Genomic DNA, 20352 nt, shown 5'->3' on the forward strand with positions numbered 1-20352 from the left:
GCCTTAGCTTTTCTAGTTTTTTATTACAAGTCTTTTAAGCTTCTCCAAATCCTCATAAATAAGCTCCAATAAACTCCGATTATAAAAAATGGAAGCTGGATGAAAAGTTGGAAAAACATGATATTCATTCTCTGACCATGTAAACTCTGCACTTTGCATATCCTTTAATTTTTGAATGGGCTGTTTTAATAATTGCCCGTGTACATCTGTGATTTTTTTATTTTTTCCTGTTAAACGTTGAAGACCAATATTTCCAAGTGTGACGATAAGCCTCGGATTTATTTTCTCTAATTCATAATCTAACAAAGGCGCATGGGCAACTATTTCTCCTTGATTTGGCGTTCTATTATACTTTTTTTGTATGCTTTCACCATTTCGTTCTTTTTTCTCTCGCCATTTATAAGGTCTACTCCGAACAGCGCTCGTAATATATACTTCTTCCCTCGTAACGTGAATACGCTCTAAAAAACCCATTAATTGTTTTCCCGACCTCCCGCTAAACGGAATCCCATTATGAATTTCTGTTTCACCAGGCGCTTCTCCTAACAACATAAATTTGGGATTTTCAGGACCTTGTCCACTTAAAAAACCTTCTAGTTGATAAGGAGCACTACGCTCTTTCACTTGTTTTACTAAATGGTCTGGATATTTCATTTCCCCCACCGCCTTTCCGCATTACTTCTATTATTTCTATTTGTAATACATTATATAATTCAATCCACACAACAAAAAAAGACTATCAAAATTGATAGTCTTTAGTCGTCGCTACGCTGCATACCAGTATACATTAATACGAGACGTAATAATTCAAATACCGCTACAGCTGCAGCTGCTACATATGTTAATGCTGCTGCATTTAATACTTTACGAGCTTGGCCATATTCATCTGTTGATACGATACCTAACGCTTCAATTTGTTGCATTGCACGCTTTGAAGCATCGAACTCAACTGGTAATGTAACAAGTTGGAACACAACACCTGCAGCCATTAAAATAATTCCTAATAACAATAGTTTCGACATTGTCGCAAATATACCAATCATAATAAATACCCATGATATATTCGATCCAAAATTCGCCACAGGAACTAACGAATGACGAATACGCATAAAGTTATAATCTTGCGCATCTTGAATTGCGTGTCCTACTTCATGTGCTGCCACTGCTGTACCAGCAACTGAATGTCCATAATAGTTATCTGTTGATAATCGAACCGTCTTGGCCGTTGGATCATAATGGTCTGATAAATGACCTGGTGTTTCTTCCACAGCTACATTGTATAATCCATTTTCATCTAAAATTTTTCGAGCCACTTCCGCTCCTGTCATACCTGATGTTGAATAAACTTGTGAATACTTGCTATAGGCACTTCGTACTCTTGACTGTGCATACAACGGTATGATCATTATGATCGCGAAGTAAATTAAATAAAACATCATGAACCTCCATTGAAGTTTTAATTATAGTACTTCTCATTCTATTTTCTTCTGCCACTATTGTCAATGAATAAACCTTACAATCCATATCTTTACTTATTACATTATCTATTTTTAGAATGCACATTACTTTTTCTTTTTTCTCTCTCTCCTTTATACTTTCTCCATCCAACATAAGTTAATGTGAATAAAATAAGTCCCCCAGTAATTGTCATAAACCAAATGAGAGAAGGTGCAATTTCATCCTTTTTTACTGTGTGAAATATCTTTTGCAAATCCCCTTTAATAATCCCTAATTGCATTTGGCCACCTTTCGTTTTTAACATAACGTTACGAAATTCATCCAAATAAGATAAATGAACATTTACACGCTGTACCTCGTTTTCTGGCAAAGCAATCATTAAACTTGGATAAATAATATTGAATTCATTTAAAAATGTATTTAATGTTTGTTGAAACTGCCCAGCATCTTCTTTTTCCATCGCTTTTTCCATTTGAGAAAAGGCATCCATTACTTTCCTTTCTCTTTCCATCCAAAGTGGTTGATATTTCGATACTTGTGCATCAACAGCAAGTTGTAATGCCAACACATTATCCATTTTAGCTTGCTTACCTAAACCTTCTTCAGAGAGCGATTGCTGCGCCTTGTCGTAAGCTAAAGAAATAACTCTAACTTGATCTGGTGTTACTTCATGCTTCTTTTCATTCCCCTTCATTAAAAATTGCTCTGAGAAAAGTTGTAATACTTGTACCGCTTTTTCATCTTCATTACGCTTCACTAACTGTAACGAGTCGTCTAACAACCCTGTTAGCTCATTCCACTCTTCAGCATATATACGTAACGGAAACATTATAATTAGAAATGCTATCAATCCAATTAATGTTCTCTTCATCCCGGTCCCCCCTATAACTACTAGTACAAAATATGTTAATTGGGACAAGAATAGAACAGAACTGAACCGAAAAATATATTATCGTTTTACAAAGAAAAAATTCCCTTTAAGCAGAGAATTTTTTCTTTGACATCCTTTTCTTTTTTACGAAATATCTATATAAGCTATAACAAAGTATACTACCACCTAAAATAAATAATAAAATAGCACACGCAGCATGCATAAAGAACTCCTCTGGTAGCATTAATATAACTGGATCCGTTTCAATATCAAACATCCAATAATCATTACTGAATAAAAGCTTATGGAATAATACAAAGCTCTTTTCAAAATTAATAGCGATTGGTAACATAAGCGCTATCGGAAAAATGATTGTTAAAATTGATCCGTGCAGTAAAAACTTTTCATTTTTCTTTTTTAATAAATAAATTCCCCCTATCACTGCAATCATAATTGTCGCATACATCACATATTGAATCTTTACTAAAATATTTTTAACATCTACAAAATGAATACGGCCATTTGTAGACATATCTAATGTTGGCAAATGTAATGCTCCGTCATAAAACGGGGATAAATATGTAATAAGCACATCGTAATTTCTTTTAATTTCATCCTTCGTCATATCCGCTAAATCAGGAATATTTAAAAAATCAATTTCAAAATAATACAGCCATTTTCCATACACAACTGCCGTTGTTGCGAGTGCAAAAATAGAAAATGCTATGCTATATGAAACAACTAAAGTAATCAATCGATCCAATATTTTTGTACCACTCTTATTTTTCTCCATGTTCTCCCCCTAAATGTTCTAACCGTCATAAAGAAAATTGTTTCCTGTGCTCACGTAAGCAACAATAATATGTAATACATAGTACAGCAACGCTTAACCAAAACGTAAAATAACCAATTTCCTCTACAAACAAATGCATAATTCCATATCGTGGCATTTGCCAAAATAAATAATCAATTGCATCATTATGCAACGTCCATACACCCGCTACTATAAAATGCCATTTTTTTATACGGTAAAATGGAGCATATAAAACACCTTGCACTGCCATCGCAAAGTGCGAAAGCATTAACATGTAGCCCATAAGACCAATAGGACCTTTTACGTAAATCATAATCGCATTTACAACAACAGCCCAAATACCATATTTTATTAAAGTAACAATCGCTAGCGCTTCTATTAATCCCCAGTTTCTCTTTGTCAAAAAAGCAATTAAAACAAAGACAAAAAAGAGACTCGCCATAGGACTATCTGGTACAAACGGCCAAAATATAGGTGACGTTTCTTTCAGTTGATTTCCGTACCATATAAACCCGTAAATTGTACCTAATATGTTAACAACCAATAAAAATAATAATACCGAGCGTTGTCTTAACATTGCATACAAGTACACCAATCTGTATGTCCAACACCTTTCAAGCAAAGTAATTCATTCACTAAATCCTACTCTATTATAACAAACTTCATCCAACTAAATAGAAAAGCTGACTACAAATTTTGTAGTCAGCTTTTTATTATTTTTTATTATACTTTGCAACGAATTCCGAAAGCTTCTTCAGTTCCTCATCTGTACCTTTAAATACACCTTTAGGCATGGAACCTTTTCCATCTTTCGCAATTTTAGCAATTTCTTCTGGCTTTAAAGTTAAGTTTTGCAGTGCTGGTGCTGCCGCCCCGCCCTGTAAGTTGTCACCATGACATGTTAAACAAGTATTTTTTTGCATTAATTTATAGCCATCATCATTTTTATCAACTGGCGCGGTTTTTACAATTGCTCCTTGTTTCTTTGCAGCTTCCCAGTCGTGGTGTGCTACAGATTCCCAAGTTAAAAAGATAATCGATGCAATTGCTAAAAGCATAAATCCAGTTGCTACAGGACGCTTCAATGGACGTCTTTCTGGACCTCGATCAAGAAATGGAGCTAACAGTAATGCACCAAACGCAATCCCTGGCATAATAAACGCTCCAATTACAGTAAATGAACCGGAAGCATAAGAATACTTTAATAACTGATACAAGAATAAGAAATACCAATCTGGAAGTGGTATATATCCAGCATCTGTTGGATCCGCCATTCTCTCAAGCGGCGACGGATGCGCCACTGTTAAACATAAATAACCGATTAAAAAAACTGCACCAACCATCCATTCTTTTAACAAGAAGTTCGGCCAAAATGCTTCTGTTTTCCCTGGGTATTCAGAATAGTCTTTTGGAATATTTGGTTTCCGAGCTACCGGTACCCGAGAATCTCCTACAAACTTCATCCCTTTGCCGCGATGCATAATCTCCCTCCTTTAGTTCTTTCCCCTTTAATTTAGCAATCTCTTATAGTGGACCGGAAATACCTTGTTTGCGAATCATGATGAAGTGGAAGGCCATTAAACCTAGAAGTGCTGCTGGTAAGAAGAAGACGTGAATAGCAAAGAAGCGAGTTAATGTTTGAGCGCCAACAATTTCGGAATGACCAGCGAGTAATGTTTTAATATAAGGACCAATGAGCGGTGTTTGCTCTGCAATTTGAATCCCTACTTTTGTAGCAAATAAAGCTTTCATATCCCACGGTAATAAATATCCGGTAAAACCAAGACCTAACATAACAAAGAAAATAAGAACACCAACAATCCAGTTTAACTCACGGGGCTTTTTATACGCACCTTGGAAGAAAACTCTGAGTGTATGTAAAAACATCATTACAATTACGAGACTAGCACCCCAGTGGTGCATACCACGAACAATTTGCCCATAAGCAACTTCATTTTGTAAATAGTAAACTGATTCCCAAGCATTTTTAATATCAGGCACATAATACATCGTCAAAAACATTCCAGATAAAATTTGAATTACAGTAACGAAAAAGGTAAGTCCTCCAAAGCAATAGACGAATGCAGAAAAGTGATGTGCCGGGTTTACATGTTCAGGTACTTCATGATCAGCGATATCACGCCATATCGGTGTAATATCTAATCTTTCATCTACCCAATCATAAATTTTATTTAACATCTACTTTGCACCCCCTCTTGGCTTCGCTTTTCCTAGATACAGCGTTCCATCTTTCACTTTAGACTCGTACACATCCAGCGGAGCAAGGGGTGGCGTACCTTTAATGTTCATCCCATCTTTTGTATAACGACCCCCGTGACATGGACAAAAGAATTGATTCGGATGTGCTTTGTCCGAATTCCAGTTAACTGTACATCCTAAATGTTTACATACTGGAGAGAACGCAACAATGTCTCCGCTTTCATCTTTATGAACCCACGCCGATTTTGGTTCTTCAGACTTGTACCAACCATCAACCTGTTTCACTTTAAAATCGAAACGCTTCGGCTCTGTTGTAATATCCTTTACTTGCGCAACAGCAACCATATCTGTTCCGGCTTCTTTTCTTAACACCGGATCAAGCGCAAATCGCGTCATCGGCATTAAAATACCGGCAGCCATAAAGCCTCCTACCCCTGTGAGTGTGTAATTTAAAAATTGTCTTCTTGACACGCGATGTTCTTTCTCGCTCACGAAAATTTCCCCCCTCTATCAGAAATTGTCCCCTCGTGATAAATTATATAAAAAATAAAAACTAGGACACTATCATGATATAATACGCTCATGCACAGGTCAATATCATACTACTCATAATAATAAGAACTTTCTGTTTATTACGAGTTTCCCCACTTCTCTTCCAACATCACCATTATATTTTTTATATGCGCATGAATAACTTCTCTTTTTGCTTGATCACTAAATTGTTCTAATGCTAATGAAGGAAACCAAAATAAATCTCCCTGTAACTCTTGCATATCCTCTTTCCATGAAAAATCACTTGTAACATAAGCAATATGCTTAAAACCTTCGCTTCGTAAATGATTTGTCCATTCTTGCAAACGACCTTTTTCATTCTTTTGACTTTCTACCAAATACGTAAACGCAGGTAGTAAAAGCACTCTTCCTTTATACTCTCTTTCCAATTCCGTGCTCAACAATTCGATAAATTCACCTTGTTCTACAACCATTTTCATTTCTTGTGCTGCCGAAATTGATAAAAGCGGTATTACTCCTGTATCAACATACTCTCTTGCTTGTTCAAACTGTTCCACATCTTTTACACTCCACTTCAAATTCCTTCCCTCCTTCACTTACAAATGACAGAACTTTCACTTTATATATATTAAACCATACTAAAAGAGGTAAAAAAAGAAAAACTACCCAATATAGGTAGTTTTTCTTGGCGAAAGTCTGAAATTTGTAAAAATTTATTAATCCAAATAAATTCTATAAAGTCTTTAACTCGGCCGTTAATCTATGAAACGCTTCCTTATCTTGCTTATCTAACGCTTCATCAATTTGTTTCAAAAGGCGTTCTCTCCTAAATGAAAATACACTTTCTTCCAAAAACCTTTCTGCAAGTAAACGATCTTTTTCATTTACTTCAATATGCTTTGGTAGATATGGGTTTTCTTCTAATACAGCTACATAATTCGCATTTTGAAACGATGATTTAAAGTTGAGTTGAATATAAATATCCTCATCTCGATTTAAACGAATATCATGAAACGATTTTTCAGCATCTGTTGTCATAACATTTTGTTTAAAAAAGTGAAACGGTGTGTCTTTCACACAATTCGCTGACATCACTAAGCCACGCGGACAATATTTTGCATGCTCTACGAAGTGGACTTTATGCATCAATTGGTCGTGACTCATTAAATAATTCAGAATCCATACACATTCACGCTGTTTCAGTTGGTAATTATTCAAAAACCATTTTACAAAATCCTTCTTCTCGTTTACAGAAACAGGGGTATTCATAGCAATTAAGTCCCTCCTCTGTCTTTCTCTTTTCTTTTTAGATTCAAGAAGCGGCATTCAGTTTCCTTCCAACTTATGAAAAATCCTCTAAATTATATAACAACTCTTCAATATGAATTTGTGTCGGGTCTAGTTGTAATAACTGGGTAAATACTTCTTTCGCCTCTTTTCGCTTTCCTTCTTCCAATAAGAAATAACCGTATTCTTCTAAGAAGTCTGGATGATTCTTAAAAGAAGTATATGCACTTTCATAGTGTTTTAATGCATCCGAATACATTTCTAATTGTTTTTTTGCATACGCAAGGTCCCAAAGTAGTTGTGTATCTGGTTCTCCACTATCAATAGCACGCTCTACAATTGCAATTAACTCTTCGTACTTTTCTTGTCCTTTTAAGATATACGCATATTTTAATGTTGCGCCTAAATGCCCTGGGTCTAACTCAAGTGCTTTTTGAAGAACTTCCTCTGCTTCTACTATTTTTCCTAATTTCGCTGCAATGTTCGCTAACTCTACATAAAACGGAACTGAAAGCTCATCTACTTTAATTCCTTCATGAAGCGTTTCATAGCTTTCTTGAAGCATTCCTTCTTTTTCATAGCTTTTCGCTAAATACATGTACAGTGATGCGTACTCAGGGTCTAATTCTTTTAGTTCTTGCCAAGCACCGATTGCTCTCTGATATTCTTCACCTTGGTATAATGTGAAGGCATATCCAAATAATGAGTGAATATCTTTTTGTTCCTCTAGGCCTGCTTCATAATAAGAAATCGCCTCTTCCCAGTTTCCAATCGCACTTAACGTTTCTGCAAGGCGAAGTGCGATCACAACACCACCCATTACTTTATGTTCAGCTAATAGCGATTCATAATAAGTAATTGCCTTTTGTTCTTCACCTTTACTACTATATAATTCTGCTAACCCAAACGTAATAACAGGTTCATCAGGCATCATTTCTTTCGCCTTTAATAGTTTTTGCTCTGCTACATCATCAAAACCTTGCATTTGGAATAAATCTGCAACAAGTAATAAAGATTGAACATATAAATCGTCATTTTCTGGAATATCATGAAGTACTTCAATCGCTTCATCTTCTTTATCTAGATCAATATATAATTCTGCTAAAAATACAGTGAATTCACTTTCTTCCGGATACAGTAAACGTAAGTCTTCAGTAATCGCTAATGCCTCATCTGTAAATCCAAGTGTATGATAGTAACGAGCGATATCATACTTCTCTTCATCATTTGCAATTTTTAATTGTTCTTTTAATAATTGTAATCCTTTTTCCGCTTCACCATTTTCAATATATGAAACAGCTTGTTCAAACTTTTGCATAAACGTCTCCTTTAATTCTAAAAAATATTCTCTTCTGTTCATTTATCATAAGCAACTCACTGTTAGAACGCAACCTTTAGAATGAGCATGCTTCTTCTTATACTTCTTCTTACAGAGTAGGTAATTATTCAAAAGGTTCGGATATGACACCGATACCTTATCATCATCTTCTATTGTACCGCTTTCTTTTATGACCGTGCAAATAACTTCTCTCACTAATTATCAAGCCATACAAACCGTGATTTACAGAACAACTTAATTGCCAGTCTTCAACCTTTATTTTTAATACGATAAAAAAGGCTCCTATAATAGGAGCCTTCACAATCTCTTAAGAATATGTTTCTTCTTTCTGTACTTGCTCATTTACAAGCTCTTTCAGCAACTCTATAATTTCATCATTTTCTTCTTTCAAACCGACAGTAATACGAATACCATCATCGATACCAAATGCAGCACCAGAACGAACGATATACCCTTTTTTCATTAATCGTTCGAAAGCTTCATTACCTGGTATACCAAGTTTTAAGAAAATGAAATTTGTTTGAGATGGATAATAGAATACGTTATATTCTTTACAAAATGCATAATACTGATTTAGACCTTCAGCATTCTTTTTCACACAATCTTGTAAAAAGGCTTGATCTTCTAATGCAGCGAGTGCTACAGATTGCGCTACAGTTGATGTATTGAATGGTAACCTCGCTACTTCTAGCTGTCCGATTAACTTCGCATCCCCAATCGCATATCCGATACGAAAAGCAGCTAAACCATATGCTTTTGAAAACGTGCGTAAAACCATAAGATTTTCATACTTTTCAAGAAGTGGCAATGTTTGCGGATAGTCTTCTGCTTCCGCGTATTCATAATATGCTTCGTCCATAATAACGAGAGCCGACTTAGGAACTGATTCTAAAAATGAAAGTAATTTTTGTTTCTCAACATATGTACCTGTCGGATTATTCGGATTACAAATCCATACAATTTTCGTTTTATCATCTACTTGCTCTAGCATTGCATCTAAATCGTGAATACCGTCTTTAAGTGATACTTCACGAACTTCTGCTCCTTCAATAACAGCATGGTGATGATATTGTGAAAACGTAGGATTCGCCATTACAACGTTTGTTCCTTCATGTAGTAACGCTCGGCTAATCATTTGAATGACTTCATCTAATCCACTACCAAATAGTAGTTGTTCTGCTTTTACACCTAAATGTTCCGCTACTTTTGTCCGAAGTTCAAAGGCATATCCATCTGGATAAAGGGCATATTGGCTCGCTAAAGAAGTTAATGCTTCTGTCACACGCGCTGAGCAACCGAATGGATTTTCGTTCGATGCTAATTTCACAATTTTCGATAATCCATATTCCCTTTTTACTTCTTCAATGTTTTTCCCAGGCACATACGCTCTCAAAGTTAACAATTGCTCTTTCACTCTCATTTTTCTTCCCCCAGTCATTTCATTCAATTTGATTACAATACAGTTATAGCCCCTTACTGTAATCTTTTATCATAACCGTCACTATTACGAGAATACCTCTAAATGAGCACTTCACAACACTTCGTTATCATTTTAAACTATATCTTTTTGAAATGCCTCTAACGCAATATGAACAGTCTCATCTGAAATAGATACGACATTCACTACCCCATATTCCTGCATAAGCACCATATGAATTGCTCCTGCATTTGCTTTCTTATCTTGTTTCATCAATTGAACGAGGCGCTCTACATTCAAATCTCTTGGCATTTTTGGATAGCCGTATTTCAAGAACCACTGCTTCATATCTTCATAAGCAAGATCAACCTTGTACACTTGCTCACTTAAAAATATGGCGAATAACATTCCAACCGCTACGCCGTCACCGTGAGTAATATTCCCATACCCTAGCTCTTTTTCAAGAGCATGTCCTAACGTATGTCCAAAGTTCAAATGGGCACGTACACCCTTCTCTGTTTCATCTTGTGACACAACATTTGCCTTTACAGGAATCGCCTTCGTTAATATATGGATTAACTTCTCATCACGAAGATCCGCTAATGTTTGCACTTCTTCTTTTAACCAATGATATAGCTCCACATCACCAATAAGAGCATGCTTTATCACCTCTGCATAACCTGAACGCCACTCTTTTTCAGGAAGAGACTGTAAAAACGGTGTATGATATACAACCGCTTCTGGCTGATGGAATGCACCAATCATATTTTTACCTAACGGATGATTAATCGCTACTTTCCCACCTACTGCGCTATCGTGCGCTAATAAAGTCGTAGGAACCTGCACAAACCGAATACCCCGCATAAAAGATGCAGCAACAAAACCAGCTAAATCTCCAATCATTCCGCCTCCAAGTGCAAGAATTAAAGAATTTCTATCTAATTTATTTTCAAGAGCTGACGTATGAGCCGCATAGAAATTTTCGAAAGACTTCTCTTTTTCGCCACTTGGTACAACAAACGAAAACACGTCCTGCTCCACTTGTAATGCATCGATAACTGTCTGTAAATGTAGTGATGCAACAGCTTCATCTGAAATGATCATTACGTTAGATACAGCTGGCTGCATATTTTGAACGATCATTGTTAAGTTTGACAACGCTTCTTTACCAACATGTACATCATATTCTTTTGATTTCGTTTGAATATGTATGTTTCCCATTAAAATCCCCTCGCATATTCATTATGTTTATCAATATTTTCACGAATTAGTTCCATACGATCTAATCCGAATTGTTCTATTAAAGCTGTTGCTAATTCCCAAGCCACAACCGCTTCTGCAACGACACTAGCTGCTGGCACTGCACAACTATCTGAACGTTCAATGCTCGCTGTAAAAGGCTCTTTCGTATCAATATCTACACTTTGAAGAGGTTTATAAAGTGTAGGTATCGGTTTCATCACACCGCGCACAACAATTGGCATTCCAGTCGTCATACCGCCTTCTAATCCACCTGCATTATTTGTTCTTCTTGTATATCCATGCTCCTCATTCCATAGAATTTCATCATGAACTTCACTTCCCGGTCTATGCGCTGCTTCAAAACCAATTCCAATCTCGACACCTTTAAAAGCATTAATACTCATAATTGCAGCTGCTAATTTCGCATCCAGTTTTCGATCATAATGCACGTAGCTACCTACTCCAATTGGCATTCCTTCCACAATTACTTCAACGATTCCACCAATTGAATCACCATTTGCTTTCGCATCATCAATCGCTTTCATCATTTGGTTACCAGCTTCGTCATCTAAGCAACGTACAGGAGATGCTTCTGTAATACTCTTTAATTCTTCAATTGAACTATACGTAACCTCCTTAGCTTGTACACCGCCAATTTCAATTACATGGCCCGCCACTTTAATACCAAGTTCTGCTAACACCTTTTTAGCAACCGCACCAGCAGCAACACGCACCGTCGTTTCGCGCGCTGACGAACGTTCCAGTACATTCCTCATATCTCTATGACCATATTTAATTGCACCATTTAAATCAGCATGCCCAGGCCTTGGTTTTGTCACTTTCCTTTTTATCTCTTTTTCTTCCTGCTCAGTTAAAGGCTCTGCCCCCATAATTTTTGTCCAATGGGCAAAATCACGATTTTCAACAACGAGTGCAATAGGGGAACCTAATGTTTCTCCATGTCTAACACCACTTAAAATTTGCACTTGATCCGTTTCAATTTGCATGCGTCTACCACGCCCATATCCCTTTTGCCTTCTAGCTAACTCTTCGTTTATATCATCCGCTACTAAAGACAATCCTGCTGGAACACCTTCTATAATCGTTGTAAGTTGCGGACCATGAGATTCACCAGCTGTAATATATCGCATACGTTATTCCTCTTTTCGTATATGTATTTATCTCACTATATTAACTTTTATCATTCTAAAAATATTAAAGAAATTATATCATAAATCGACCATTTTCTTATTCTATATTTCCGATAGGCCTAATTTAAATATCAATATATCATAACAGCTCAAACTTCGTAACTAATTGAAAATAAAAAAAGTGCAAGAAGAATACCCCTATTCTCCTTGCACTTTTTACTATTATCACAGTGATTAAAGCGTTTACAAATTATTTCGAAATAATTAGTAAATCCATTCATTCATTAATTTTGAGTAGTCAACTAATTCTTCTTCTTTAAAGAAAATAGCAATCTCGCGCTCTGCGCTTTCTAAAGAATCAGAACCATGAATAATATTTTTCGCAACAGTTACACCGAAATCTCCACGAATTGTTCCAGGAGCTGCTTCATGTGGTCTTGTTTTCCCCATCATGTTACGCGCTGTATCTACTACACCTTCACCTTGCCATACCATTGCGAATACAGGTCCAGATGTAATAAAGTCTACTAACTCACCAAAGAAAGGTTTTTCCTTATGCTCAGCGTAGTGTTGTCCAGCAATTTCCGGAGTGACTTGCATTAATTTTGCACCAACTAATTGAAATCCTTTTTTCTCAAAACGAGCTACAATTTCCCCAATGAAGGCACGTTGTACACCGTCTGGTTTTACCATTAGAAATGTTTTTTCCATAAAAAATCTCTCCACTTCTGAATTATGTATGTAATTGTATATCCCCACACACATATTATCACCCTTATCACAATTGTGCAATAGTTTTGAAATAGAGAGATTATTTTATTTTTTAGAATAAACATTAAAATTTTCGTTTTCCAATATACTTTGCAACATTTTGTAATGCATACTTTGCTTTTCCACGTGGGAGTGGTTTTATTATTTCTAAAGCTTTATGTAAATAACGTTCACTAAACGCAAATGCTTGATCAATTGCTGGACTATTTTTTACAGCATCAATAATTTCTTGCATTTCACTTGCTGTTGTATTTTCATGTACAGATGTGATTTTTTGACGAAGTACTGGATCTTCCATCGCATATAAAGCAGGGAGCGTTATGTTTCCTTGTAATAAATCTCCACCAGCAGGTTTTCCAAGTTTCTCTTCTGTGGAAACGAAGTCTAAAATGTCATCAATAATTTGATAAGACATTCCTACAAAATACCCATACCAAAATAGACGATTTACTGTATCACGATTAGCACCAGCAGCAATCGCTCCCAATTGACAACTCGCGGCAATTAATAATGCTGTTTTTCGCTTTATTCTTCTTAAATACGTTCTTAAATTTTGGTCATAATTGTATTTATCTTTAATTTGTTCAATTTCACCTTTACAGACTTCTAAAATAGTATGTGATAACGCTTGATGCGCCTCTGGGATTTCGATATTTGTTATACATTCAAGAGACTTAGCGAACAAATAGTCCCCTGTATACATCGCAATACGATCTCCCCATTTCGCATTCACAGTCGCACTGCCGCGTCGTAAAAATGCAGCATCAATAACATCATCGTGAACAAGAGAAGCCATATGAATAAGCTCTAACGCAACAGCAACATGCTTAATCGCATCTAACTTATAATCTCCAAATTTCCCTGCAAGCAACACAAATACAGGACGAATTCGCTTCCCACCAGCTTCAATAAGTTGTAATGCTGCCTCTTCTACTAATGGCTGTTCAGAAGCAACTGTCTTTTTTAATTCTTTTTCTATCACATTAATATCCGATCGTAAAAAAGAGTACATAAGTTGTAACTTCATATTGTTCACCTTAACCTAAAACTTCTTTTTTCTTTTTTCTTTTTTCTTTTTTCTTTTTTCTATTTTGATTCTGGTTTAATACCTAAATGCATCGCTGCTACCCCAAAAGTAAATGGTTTCACTTGCACACGTTCAAGTCCAGCTTGCTCAAACATTTGGGCCAATTCTTTCATCCCTGGGAATGCACTAGCAGATTCTTGAAGCCATGAATATTCTTTATAACTTTTCGCAAACATCTTTCCAAATAACGGCATGATATATTTAAAGTATAAAATATACCCTTGTCGAAAACCAATCATTGTTGGTTGAGATGTTTCTAAACAGATTACTTTTCCACCTGGTTTTACTACACGCGTCATTTCTTTTAATACGTGCATATAATCCGGTACGTTACGTAAACCAAACCCAATTGTTACATAATCAAACGTATTATCTTCAAATGGAAGCTCCATCGCATTCCCATGTAGAAGTTCTACTTGTTTTAATTGTAACGCCTCTACCTTTTGCTTACCGACAGATAACATATTTTCACTGAAGTCTAAGCCAACAACCTTTCCTTGCTCACCTACCGCTCCAGCTAGCGCAATTGTCCAATCTGCGGTTCCGCAGCATACATCAAGCGCTTTACTGCCAGGTTGTACATCCATAATTCGCATCGTTTCTTTACGCCACGCTTTATGTCTTTGAAAACTAATTACAGAATTCATCACATCGTATTTATCAGAAATCTTTTCAAATACGTCATGTACTCTTTCTTCTTTTGATTGTTGCATGCTCGTACCTTCTTCCAATGTAAAATTGCTTATGTCTTCTATTTATCCCTTAACACAGAATTTATTTCATGTACGTCTGTGTGATTTTCTAAAAATTGTTTTTCTTTCTTTCTCAATTCCATCATCCAACCATTAATCACTACTTCTGCTTTATCCCCTAAAGCATCTTGCACCGCTTGAAAAACAGGTGAATGTTGTTTATCAGCATACAATTGAATTTCTTTTTGAAGGCGATTTCCACCTAATACGTATGTGATAAATGGCTTCCAATGTGATAAATGAAAATGATCACATGTTTTTTGAAGGAGCGCAGACTCAATCGTTACTACGCTTTTCATTATGTCATCCATCGTTTCATGCGCTTTTTGGTATAACATAATTTTGTGTTCATTTATCTCTTTAATTCCTTCAGCAAGTGCACGAATTAAAACAATATCACGATTCATAGACAATAAATAATAATATAGTCCACTATAGTAATCGCCTGCAAGTACTGTTAATTGACGACATTTATGGAATTCAATCTCTTCCTCGCCTGCTTTATTTGATACCCTTTCATGCGTATCAAGCGCAATTTGTACAAGCATAATTGTTACTACGTAATGCTCAATTTGTTCTATATGTAAGTTTGCACTCTTTAAAGCACCATATAACAATGCTATCTTTTCTTCATCAATAAATGGTTCTTCAATATAGTTTATAAAATAAGGATGGCGTAATTTCTCCATCAATTTCTCTTTTATACCCGCATACCCTCCGTAGATGTCACACACAAAAAATCACCCTTGTTTTCTAATTCATAAAACTTATTATAACACATACACTCTATTTTCTATAACCAAAACTTGGCTACACCTACCATTCATGTAAGCAATCTTTCTAATCTCACTCTGTCTAGCTAAAACTATATCATTTATTTACTAAAAAAAAAAAGAAAAGCAGTTTCCCGCTTTTCTTTACTTCGCTTTAATAAACGATAAAATTTCACTGCGCGCTGCAGCATCATTTTCAAGCACACCACGCACTGCTGTCGTTACTGTTTTCGCACCTGGTTTTTTCACACCACGCATCGTCATACACATATGTTCTGCTTCTACTACTACCATTACACCATGAGGCTCTAGTACTTCCATAATAGAGTTCGCTACTGTTGATGTAATACGTTCTTGCAGTTGTGGACGACGTGCAATTGTATCTACAGTACGAGCTAATTTACTTAACCCTGTCACCTTTCCACCTTGCGGAATATATGCAACGTGAGCAACTCCATAGAATGGAACTAAATGATGCTCACACATCGAATAAAATGGTATATCTTTTACTAGTACAAGCTCTTCGTGATCTTCTCCGAATACTTTATGCAAATGCTCTTTCGGATCTTCATGCATACCTGAGAACACTTCTGCGTACATTTTTGCAACACGCTTTGGCGTATCAAGTACTCCCTCACGATTTGGATCATCCCCAATCGCCTCTAAAATAAGGCGTACTGCATGTTCAATTTGTTCTAAATTAACTTTTGCCATCCGCTAGCCCTCCCGAAAACCTAAAAGTGATACGAACACATTCTAGCATATTTATGTTTTTAAAAGCAAAAAGAAGAGTTCCCAAAAAGGAAACTCTTCTTCCCTGTTAATATGTAAGGATTATTTAACCGCATCTTTTAACGCTTTACCAGGTTTGAATGCAGGTACTTTACTTGCAGCGATTTCAATCTCCTCACCTGTTTGTGGGTTACGACCTTTACGAGCCGCACGCTCACGAACTTCGAAGTTACCGAATCCGATCAGTTGTACTTTATCACCTTGTTTTAAAGCTTCTAAGATAGAATCAAAAACAGCGTCTACTGCTTTTGTTGCGTCCTTTTTAGAAAGGGAACTTGCTTCTGCAACAGCATTGATTAAATCTGTCTTGTTCATGCCATTCACCTCCTCCCAAAGATAAGACTGTATAATGATCATAAAATGAGTCTTACTTTCATTTGTAGGCAATTTTTACAAATTCTATACTACAAAGATGTAGATAAATCATTATCAACGCCTATATTATACGATTCTCCTTTATAATTCAATATTTTTAAGGAAATTGTTACTCTGAAAATGTGAAAATCTGATGAAACTTGACAATTTACAACAATGTATTAGATAATGACTGTTTATTTTTCTATTTTATAATCGAAAAAACAAAAAATCCCTCTACAGTGAGAGGGATTTTTCTTATAGTATAATCGCAATTAATCCGCCAGATCCTTCATTAATAATTCTTTCTAGCGTTTCTTTTAATTTATATCTAGCATTTTCTGGCATTAATGATAATTTCGCCTGAATTCCTTCTCGAACAATCGAGCTAAGCGAACGTCCAAAGATATCAGAATTCCAAATTGATAACGGGTCATCTTCAAAATCTTGCATTAAATAACGAACTAATTCTTCACTTTGCTTTTCAGTACCAATGATCGGCTCAAACGTTGACTCTACATCTACTTTAATCATATGAATAGATGGCGCTACCGCTTTTAACTTCACACCAAACCTTGAACCGTGACGAATAATTTCTGGCTCATCTAAGCTCATATCCGCTAGTGCAGGGGCTGCTACACCATATCCTGTTTGCTTAACCATACGCAGTGCATCTGCCACTTGGTCGTATTCTATTTTCGCATGAGATAAATCGAGCATAAGCTTCAATAAATGATCTTTCCCTCGAATTTCTACTCCTACTACTTCTTTTAAAATCTGATCATATAATTCATCTGGCGCATATAAATCAATCTCCGCCACACCTTGCCCCATATCAATGCCAGCTAGGCTCGCCCGATCAATAAATTCATATTGACTAAACTGCCAAACAACGCGATCCACATCACGAAGACGTTTTATATCCTTCACAGTTTCTTGAACTGCTTCTTGATAACTTTGACGCAACCAATGCCCTTCATTTAGCACCATTACCCAGCTCGGAAGGTTCACATTCACTTCTAATACAGGGAATTCAAATAGCGCTTCACGAAGTACATTATATACATCTGTTTCTCTTAAACTCTCCACACTCATTGCAATAACCGGGATATCATATTCTTCTGATAAACTTTGGCGTAATTGCTCTGTATCTGGATGATACGGCTGTACCGTATTAATTATCATAATGAAAGGTTTTCCTACTTCTTTCAACTCATTTACAACGCGTTCTTCTGCCTCTATATAATCTCTTCTTGGAATTTCACCAATCGTTCCATCTGTTGTAATTACAACACCAATTGTTGAATGTTCTTGAATTACTTTACGCGTGCCGATTTCTGCAGCTTCATGGAATGGAATAGGTTCTTCATACCAAGGGGTATTAATCATGCGCGGGCCATTCTCATCTTCATAGCCCTTCGCTCCTGGAACCGTATATCCAACACAATCTACTAATCGAATGTTCACTTCAAGTCCTTCATCTACTTCGATAGAAACCGCTTGGTTTGGAACAAACTTCGGTTCCGTCGTCATAATTGTACGACCAGCAGCACTTTGAGGCAATTCATCCTGCGCTCTTTGACGGTCAGACTCATTCTCAATATTTGGAATAACTACAAGTTCCATAAATTTTTTAATGAATGTTGATTTCCCTGTTCGAACAGCTCCTACAACTCCAAAATAAATATCACCGCCTGTTCGTTCTGCAATATCTTTAAAAATATCTACCTTTTCCAAGTGATTCCCTCCCTCAAAATTTTTGGGAATAATTCCGCGTTTATAGTCAACTAATACCTTCTCTAACGTTGCCTATAATATCTGATATAATATAATGGTATTCTAGAAGTTCGGACAATATATCATATAATTTTGTCCAATTTCATATGACTATTAAAAAATATCTTTTGTTTGCATCGTAAGTTGTATAACATAAAAAACCTTTCTTCTAGAACTTATTCACTAAAAGAAAGGTTCATGACTTATGATTTTAAAAAAATTGGTTCTCCGTTCTTTACTGTGTACGGTAAAGAATAAGCTGGTACAAACGGGGAACCTTTCGAAAGTATATTTCGAATATCTTCTCCCTCCGTAAACTGCCCTTCATTTTTTTTCAAAGCGTCATATAAGTCGATTCTATAATCAACAAAAACTTCTCCTTTTTCATTAATTACAAAAGGAAGCCCTTTACCAGAATATGGACTTGTCACTTGTGGCACATCTTTATATCCTAGTTTTTTGAAATCCAATTCATATACACCATCTGAAATTACTTTTTTAAAAGGTGGATATTGATGTTCATCACGATACATCCTAAGTTTTAAAGATAATTCCTGAATTTGTTCAGCCATCCTAACATCAATTAACTTTACTGTTGGATTTGTTTCAACGTCTATTAATACGTATTGATATACTCCTCCACTTTCATATGCATTCCCTGGCGCTTCTTGTATGTAACGCGGAGCAATCTGTTGAAAATCGATTGGATACTTTTGATAAATAGGTGTACTCATATCCCTCGTCTTAATTGGCAATATCCCATCATTTTGCTCCTTAAATGTCACAACAGCTTTTTGAACAACCTGTAGCTGATCTTCATAAGGAACCGCATTTTGCTTCATATTTTCTTTCGGATACAGACACCCCGTTAAAAGGCTCATACAACAAAATATTAAAATAATATGGACTTTTTTCACTAGCATCACCTTTTCATACTAATATAACTTGCTCCGTATGTAGTATTTTCGAGACCATTCCATTTACTGCTGTACAGGTCCACTAAATACAACAAGAAAAATAACAATTCCTGACACAACCATAAGGGTGTACGCTACTAACGCTGTAATCCCTTTCAAAAATTTATTCTTTATTTTATGTCTACTTAATAAAATAAAACTTACTGCAAAAAACATAAATCCAATTGCCCCTAAAGCCAACCACATTTTCATAAGCCCTTCTGACATATACACACCCCTTTTTATTAATCTATTTTTATACTATTTTAACAAATTAAAATCTTTAAACAAATACAAAAAGAACATTTTACTACAAATCGCGAATATGTAACTTTAATCAATAGGTTTTTCAGCATCTTCCACCAATCTAGATAAAAATAAAACCGAAGCGATTGTATCTCTCGCTTCGGTTGACCAAATATGCCCAAAAACAGCTCTATTCCCATTCTTTCATGGCTATCATATGCAATCTGCAAACTCTTTGTTTCTCATAATTTATTTTTTAAACATTTTGCTTAATGAGCCAAAATCTGCTGGCATATTATTATTAATAATCGCTTTTACAATTTGATCCTCTTGCTCTTTCGGCACTTCACGTCCCGCCATAAGAGCCACTTGATGAATCAATTGACGAAGTACAGTTTCATCACGTAAATTCGCATTTTGCACGGATGATGCTAATTTAAAAATATCCTCTTTATTTACTTTCGCTTCCTTCTCAATATTATTAAAAATGTTATTATCCATTCTTTTCACCCTCTCCTCAAGTTACTCTTCAT

General features: G+C 35.9%; 24 protein-coding genes. All 24 read right to left on the reverse strand.

The genetic code is table 11. From position 1 onward, the window contains the following. Positions 1 to 12: 12 nt before the first annotated feature. The 24 genes from BUA87_RS09940 to BUA87_RS10060 all read right to left on the reverse strand — a co-directional run bounded on the left by BUA87_RS09940 (position 13) and on the right by BUA87_RS10060 (position 20320). Complete coding sequence (locus tag BUA87_RS09940; protein WP_000876861.1) at positions 13 to 654, reverse strand: uracil-DNA glycosylase; 642 nt, start codon at positions 652 to 654, stop codon at positions 13 to 15. A gap of 101 nt (positions 655 to 755) precedes the next feature. Next, positions 756 to 1439 (reverse strand): zinc metallopeptidase, encoded by a 684-nt coding sequence (locus tag BUA87_RS09945; protein WP_011109966.1) that lies wholly within the window; start codon positions 1437 to 1439, stop codon positions 756 to 758. A gap of 101 nt (positions 1440 to 1540) precedes the next feature. Next, entirely contained in the window at positions 1541 to 2329 is a 789-nt protein-coding gene (gene ypjB / locus BUA87_RS09950; protein ID WP_000831589.1) for a sporulation protein YpjB, read from the reverse strand. A 106-nt stretch (positions 2330 to 2435) separates the two neighbouring features. After that, positions 2436 to 3122, reverse strand: coding sequence for a lipoprotein intramolecular transacylase Lit (locus tag BUA87_RS09955; protein ID WP_000414374.1), 687 nt, complete (start codon positions 3120 to 3122; stop codon positions 2436 to 2438). A 25-nt stretch (positions 3123 to 3147) separates the two neighbouring features. Continuing rightward, positions 3148 to 3738, reverse strand: a complete 591-nt coding sequence (locus BUA87_RS09960) for a lipoprotein heptaprenylglyceryl N-acetyltransferase LhaT (protein ID WP_000262838.1) — start codon at positions 3736 to 3738, stop codon at positions 3148 to 3150. 118 nt (positions 3739 to 3856) lie between these two features. After that, entirely contained in the window at positions 3857 to 4624 is a 768-nt protein-coding gene (qcrC, locus tag BUA87_RS09965) for a menaquinol-cytochrome c reductase cytochrome b/c subunit (protein WP_000554601.1), read from the reverse strand. Between the two features lie 43 nt (positions 4625 to 4667). Next, a complete protein-coding gene (gene qcrB, locus BUA87_RS09970; protein ID WP_000932700.1) occupies positions 4668 to 5342 on the reverse strand; it encodes a menaquinol-cytochrome c reductase cytochrome b subunit in 675 nt (224 codons plus the stop codon). After that, a complete protein-coding gene (gene qcrA / locus BUA87_RS09975; protein WP_001290420.1) occupies positions 5343 to 5855 on the reverse strand; it encodes a menaquinol-cytochrome c reductase iron-sulfur subunit in 513 nt (170 codons plus the stop codon). Between the two features lie 140 nt (positions 5856 to 5995). Beyond that, positions 5996 to 6454, reverse strand: a complete 459-nt coding sequence (locus tag BUA87_RS09980; RefSeq protein WP_000872170.1) for a YpiF family protein — start codon at positions 6452 to 6454, stop codon at positions 5996 to 5998. 154 nt (positions 6455 to 6608) lie between these two features. Continuing rightward, positions 6609 to 7145: a ReoY family proteolytic degradation factor gene (locus tag BUA87_RS09985; protein WP_001095925.1), complete on the reverse strand. Its 537-nt coding sequence runs from the start codon at positions 7143 to 7145 to the stop codon at positions 6609 to 6611. A 73-nt stretch (positions 7146 to 7218) separates the two neighbouring features. Then, positions 7219 to 8481: a tetratricopeptide repeat protein gene (locus tag BUA87_RS09990; protein ID WP_001168673.1), complete on the reverse strand. Its 1263-nt coding sequence runs from the start codon at positions 8479 to 8481 to the stop codon at positions 7219 to 7221. Positions 8482 to 8809: 328 nt separating this feature from the next. After that, positions 8810 to 9922, reverse strand: a complete 1113-nt coding sequence (gene hisC / locus BUA87_RS09995) for a histidinol-phosphate transaminase (protein WP_001264022.1) — start codon at positions 9920 to 9922, stop codon at positions 8810 to 8812. Positions 9923 to 10054: 132 nt separating this feature from the next. Then, positions 10055 to 11140: a 3-dehydroquinate synthase gene (aroB, locus tag BUA87_RS10000; RefSeq protein WP_072939599.1), complete on the reverse strand. Its 1086-nt coding sequence runs from the start codon at positions 11138 to 11140 to the stop codon at positions 10055 to 10057. Beyond that, positions 11140 to 12312 carry a chorismate synthase gene (aroC, locus tag BUA87_RS10005; RefSeq protein WP_072939601.1) on the reverse strand — a complete coding sequence of 391 codons (1173 nt, stop codon included), beginning with the start codon at positions 12310 to 12312 and terminating at the stop codon, positions 11140 to 11142. Before aroC ends, aroB begins: the two co-directional genes overlap by 1 nt. Positions 12313 to 12576: 264 nt before the next feature. Continuing rightward, entirely contained in the window at positions 12577 to 13023 is a 447-nt protein-coding gene (ndk, locus tag BUA87_RS10010; protein ID WP_000415883.1) for a nucleoside-diphosphate kinase, read from the reverse strand. A gap of 124 nt (positions 13024 to 13147) precedes the next feature. Next, the gene (gene hepT / locus BUA87_RS10015) at positions 13148 to 14110 is read right to left on the reverse strand and encodes a heptaprenyl diphosphate synthase component II (RefSeq protein WP_000776079.1); all 963 of its coding nucleotides are present in this window, start codon (positions 14108 to 14110) and stop codon (positions 13148 to 13150) included. A 59-nt stretch (positions 14111 to 14169) separates the two neighbouring features. Next, positions 14170 to 14883, reverse strand: a complete 714-nt coding sequence (gene menG / locus BUA87_RS10020) for a 2-heptaprenyl-1,4-naphthoquinone methyltransferase (RefSeq protein ID WP_001187668.1) — start codon at positions 14881 to 14883, stop codon at positions 14170 to 14172. Between the two features lie 38 nt (positions 14884 to 14921). Then, a complete protein-coding gene (locus BUA87_RS10025; RefSeq protein ID WP_000332843.1) occupies positions 14922 to 15656 on the reverse strand; it encodes a heptaprenyl diphosphate synthase component 1 in 735 nt (244 codons plus the stop codon). Positions 15657 to 15839: 183 nt separating this feature from the next. Then, positions 15840 to 16409 (reverse strand): GTP cyclohydrolase I FolE, encoded by a 570-nt coding sequence (folE, locus tag BUA87_RS10030; protein WP_001151481.1) that lies wholly within the window; start codon positions 16407 to 16409, stop codon positions 15840 to 15842. A 120-nt stretch (positions 16410 to 16529) separates the two neighbouring features. Beyond that, entirely contained in the window at positions 16530 to 16802 is a 273-nt protein-coding gene (locus tag BUA87_RS10035) for an HU family DNA-binding protein (protein WP_001043860.1), read from the reverse strand. 297 nt (positions 16803 to 17099) lie between these two features. Next, positions 17100 to 18578, reverse strand: a complete 1479-nt coding sequence (gene spoIVA / locus BUA87_RS10040; RefSeq protein ID WP_000416519.1) for a stage IV sporulation protein A — start codon at positions 18576 to 18578, stop codon at positions 17100 to 17102. Positions 18579 to 18820: 242 nt separating this feature from the next. Then, positions 18821 to 19534, reverse strand: a complete 714-nt coding sequence (locus tag BUA87_RS10045; protein ID WP_000755480.1) for a hypothetical protein — start codon at positions 19532 to 19534, stop codon at positions 18821 to 18823. Between the two features lie 63 nt (positions 19535 to 19597). Further along, positions 19598 to 19801: a DUF2768 domain-containing protein gene (locus BUA87_RS10050; protein ID WP_001289005.1), complete on the reverse strand. Its 204-nt coding sequence runs from the start codon at positions 19799 to 19801 to the stop codon at positions 19598 to 19600. 267 nt (positions 19802 to 20068) lie between these two features. After that, complete coding sequence (locus tag BUA87_RS10060; protein WP_000369753.1) at positions 20069 to 20320, reverse strand: stage VI sporulation protein F; 252 nt, start codon at positions 20318 to 20320, stop codon at positions 20069 to 20071. Positions 20321 to 20352: the final 32 nt, after the last annotated feature.

Origin of the sequence: Bacillus sp. bc15 (genome assembly GCF_900142585.1) — a bacterium.
Lineage (GTDB): Bacteria > Bacillota > Bacilli > Bacillales > Bacillaceae_G > Bacillus_A > Bacillus_A cereus.

Bases quoted from the DNA above. Each gene is read 5' to 3' on its own strand.
- BUA87_RS09940 (WP_000876861.1), bottom strand. From the start codon at position 654: ATGAAATATCCAGACCATTTAGTAAAACAAGTGAAAGAGCGTAGTGCT.
- BUA87_RS09945 (WP_011109966.1), bottom strand. From the start codon at position 1,439: ATGATGTTTTATTTAATTTACTTCGCGATCATAATGATCATACCGTTG.
- ypjB (WP_000831589.1), bottom strand. From the start codon at position 2,329: ATGAAGAGAACATTAATTGGATTGATAGCATTTCTAATTATAATGTTT.
- BUA87_RS09955 (WP_000414374.1), bottom strand. From the start codon at position 3,122: ATGGAGAAAAATAAGAGTGGTACAAAAATATTGGATCGATTGATTACT.
- qcrC (WP_000554601.1), bottom strand. From the start codon at position 4,624: ATGCATCGCGGCAAAGGGATGAAGTTTGTAGGAGATTCTCGGGTACCG.
- qcrB (WP_000932700.1), bottom strand. From the start codon at position 5,342: ATGTTAAATAAAATTTATGATTGGGTAGATGAAAGATTAGATATTACA.
- BUA87_RS09985 (WP_001095925.1), bottom strand. From the start codon at position 7,145: ATGAATACCCCTGTTTCTGTAAACGAGAAGAAGGATTTTGTAAAATGG.
- BUA87_RS09990 (WP_001168673.1), bottom strand. From the start codon at position 8,481: ATGCAAAAGTTTGAACAAGCTGTTTCATATATTGAAAATGGTGAAGCG.
- hisC (WP_001264022.1), bottom strand. From the start codon at position 9,922: ATGAGAGTGAAAGAGCAATTGTTAACTTTGAGAGCGTATGTGCCTGGG.
- aroB (WP_072939599.1), bottom strand. From the start codon at position 11,140: ATGGGAAACATACATATTCAAACGAAATCAAAAGAATATGATGTACAT.
- aroC (WP_072939601.1), bottom strand. From the start codon at position 12,312: ATGCGATATATTACAGCTGGTGAATCTCATGGTCCGCAACTTACAACG.
- ndk (WP_000415883.1), bottom strand. From the start codon at position 13,023: ATGGAAAAAACATTTCTAATGGTAAAACCAGACGGTGTACAACGTGCC.
- hepT (WP_000776079.1), bottom strand. From the start codon at position 14,110: ATGAAGTTACAACTTATGTACTCTTTTTTACGATCGGATATTAATGTG.
- menG (WP_001187668.1), bottom strand. From the start codon at position 14,883: ATGCAACAATCAAAAGAAGAAAGAGTACATGACGTATTTGAAAAGATT.
- folE (WP_001151481.1), bottom strand. From the start codon at position 16,409: ATGGCAAAAGTTAATTTAGAACAAATTGAACATGCAGTACGCCTTATT.
- BUA87_RS10035 (WP_001043860.1), bottom strand. From the start codon at position 16,802: ATGAACAAGACAGATTTAATCAATGCTGTTGCAGAAGCAAGTTCCCTT.
- BUA87_RS10050 (WP_001289005.1), bottom strand. From the start codon at position 19,801: ATGTCAGAAGGGCTTATGAAAATGTGGTTGGCTTTAGGGGCAATTGGA.
- BUA87_RS10060 (WP_000369753.1), bottom strand. From the start codon at position 20,320: ATGGATAATAACATTTTTAATAATATTGAGAAGGAAGCGAAAGTAAAT.